The 2,482-nt window shown below is 55.0% G+C and carries 3 protein-coding genes; all 3 read left to right on the top strand.

All coding sequences use genetic code 11. The annotated features are described in order from the left end of the window. On the top strand, positions 1–1,577 hold a 1,577-nt coding region (locus tag G467_RS17715; RefSeq protein WP_281166680.1), incomplete at its 5' end, for an RHS repeat-associated core domain-containing protein. Continuing rightward, positions 1,561–1,905 carry a hypothetical protein gene (locus G467_RS18105; RefSeq protein ID WP_155844909.1) on the top strand — a complete coding sequence of 115 codons (345 nt, stop codon included), beginning with the start codon at positions 1,561–1,563 and terminating at the stop codon, positions 1,903–1,905. The genes G467_RS17715 and G467_RS18105, both read left to right, overlap by 17 nt. Before the next feature lie 371 nt (positions 1,906–2,276). After that, a partial coding sequence (locus G467_RS17205; RefSeq protein ID WP_026802736.1) for a transposase occupies positions 2,277–2,482 on the top strand: 206 nt, incomplete at its 3' end.

Here is a 2,482-nt window from a genome sequence, read left to right as displayed (position 1 = left end):
TCACCTATTTCCCGAACGGCGCCATCAGCGGTTTCTTTTATGGCAACGGCGTCAAGCACACGATGACCCAGAACACGCGACAGATGCCCAGTCGCAGTCTGGACGTCGATTTGGATCCGGTGACAGGCAAGACGATCCTCGATGACAGCTACGTCTTCGACGAAAACGGCAATGTGACCTACATTACGGACGGTGCGCAGGCCGGTTTGACTTCGCGTGCGATGGGCTACGACGATCTCGATCGCCTGATCGTCGCCGACTCCGCGCTGCAGTGGGGTAGCGCCACCTATGCCTACGATCCACTGGACAATATCCGCAGTGCGGACCAAGGGCCGCGTCAGTACCGCTACAACTACGACGCCGCCAACCGCCTGAACGACATCAAGAACCCGGCGGGCGCGACGCAGTTCACGTTCACCTATGACGCGCAAGGCAATACGACGAGCAAGGGCGCTCAGGCGTATGTCTTTGACAGTGCGAATCGCCTGAGCCAAGTCACGGGTGTGCAGGAGTACCGCTACGACGGTCTGGGGCGTCGGGTTCAGGCGCGGGATGTCGTGCCGGATCAAACGACGTACTGGATCTACAGCCAGGCCGGGCAGGTGCTGTATTCATCAGAGGCGCGGCGTAGTCAGAACATCTACTACATCTATCTGGGCAATACGCAGGTGGCGACGCGGGCGGTTGCTTGGGGTTCCGGTACGGAGACGATTCGGTATCAGCACACCGATAGTTTGGGGAGTCCGGTGGCGGAGACGGATTCGGCGAGGGCGGTTGTTCGACGGAATAGCTATTCGCCGTATGGCGAGGCCTACAACTCGGTCATTGATGGCACGGGGTATACGGGGCATGTGATGGATCAGGCGACTGGGCTGACGTATATGCAGCAGCGGTACTATGATCCAGAGATAGGACGATTTATGAGTGTTGATCCAATTGGAGTCAATTCTGAGACAGGCGTGTTTTTCAATCGCTTCAGCTACGCGAACAACAATCCATTTAGATTTACAGATCCTGATGGCCGAAAATCCAAATCTAGCGATGAAGAGCAGCCGCGCGAGGAAACGGACGGCGAACGACGCGCGAGAGAAAAGGCCCAGCGTGATCGAGTGAGAAACACAGACCCTATGAGTCAAAATGGGTCGCGACGCATAAATAGAGTCAATTTGCCTGAAAATGAAGCATATGCATTAAAGGTGGTTTTCGGGCAGGATGTTAGCGGAATTGAGGTGTACGAATACTCGCAGCTTGCCAAAGACTGCGACAACGCCAATGCTGTGACTGTGGGCAATGCCATATTTCTAATAGGGTCGTTGCAGGATTTCTTAGCGTCGCCGAGTTCGGTTCTGGAGGAGTACTTCCATGTTCTTGTTCAGTGGCGACCAGGGACGCTAACGGTGCCGCGCTATGCAGTAGAATCTGCCAAGCAGTATTTGTCTGGAAATGATTACTACTTCGACAACAAATATGAAGCAGCTGCGAAGGCTTATGCTAACGATCCAGGAAACATTGCGCGATACAAATATCAGCGTACCGAAGGGTACAAATGGATCCTAATCTATGAACAGAATCGCTAGCCTCGCCGTATTGGTTTTTTTCTTGGTTTCTTGCATGGGTGATTCCACGATGTTCGTTTCCGGGCGAATTGTCGATGAGCGGGGTCAGGCCGTAGAAGGGTGTTCAGTTTCCTTGTATCTGGTTGCGGCGAATCGCCAGCTAGTTTCCAGAGCGGTATCAGGTAAATGGCGCGAGGATTTTGTGGTGTCGCCTAGGCCGCGCGAATATTACATTGGGGTGGCTTGCGCCTCTGGGCTCGCGGGCAAAACAGCGAAATTCCAGTTTCCGCTTGATGAGGGTGGCGGCCAGAATAGAGCAGTTGATTTCGGCGAAATTGTTGTGCGCTGATGCGAAAACAAAAACAGGCGAAAACAGGCGAAAACAGGGGTCAGAGTGGTATTTCCTGAATTCGCCACTGAACCCGCCAGCCCCTTTCGGTCCAACTAGAAATAGTTCCCTCAAAGACCGCCTTCATTGGCGGTCTTTGCTTTCTGCGAACTGGATGGCCATGTCACCAATCTGAGTACCACCATCTCCCAAAAACAGGGGTCAGAGTACATTTTCCGAGGCGTTTGATCGATGGTGGCTGACCCGGATTTTCCTGGGGTGTGGATGCGGTGCTGAGGGCGGGTGCGGGAGGCTGGCCTCTGGAGAAATTCTGGAGGTAAGCCCATGCCGCGAACGCCACGACTCGATATCACCGGGGCGCGCAGCATGTCGTGCAACGCGGCAATGATCGCCAGGCCTGTTTCTTTCGCGAGCTCGATTACCTGCGCTACCTGCAGGAGTTGCGCGAGGCGGCGCTCAAGCTCGACTGTCGCGTTCATGCTTATGTGCTGATGACCAATCACGTCCATCTGCTGGTCACGCCCGGTGCCGCCGGAGCGATCGGACGGTTGATGCAGACGGTGGGTCGACGCTACGT

The organism is Arenimonas oryziterrae DSM 21050 = YC6267 (assembly GCF_000420545.1).
Classification (GTDB): domain Bacteria; phylum Pseudomonadota; class Gammaproteobacteria; order Xanthomonadales; family Xanthomonadaceae; genus Arenimonas; species Arenimonas oryziterrae.
The sequence above is the reverse complement of the archived record's forward strand: the minus strand, read 5'-3'. Positions and strand labels throughout refer to the sequence as shown.

Excerpts from the sequence above, each read along its gene's own strand:
- G467_RS18105 (WP_155844909.1), top strand. The coding sequence starts at position 1,561 with ATGAACAGAATCGCTAGCCTCGCCGTATTGGTTTTTTTCTTGGTTTCT.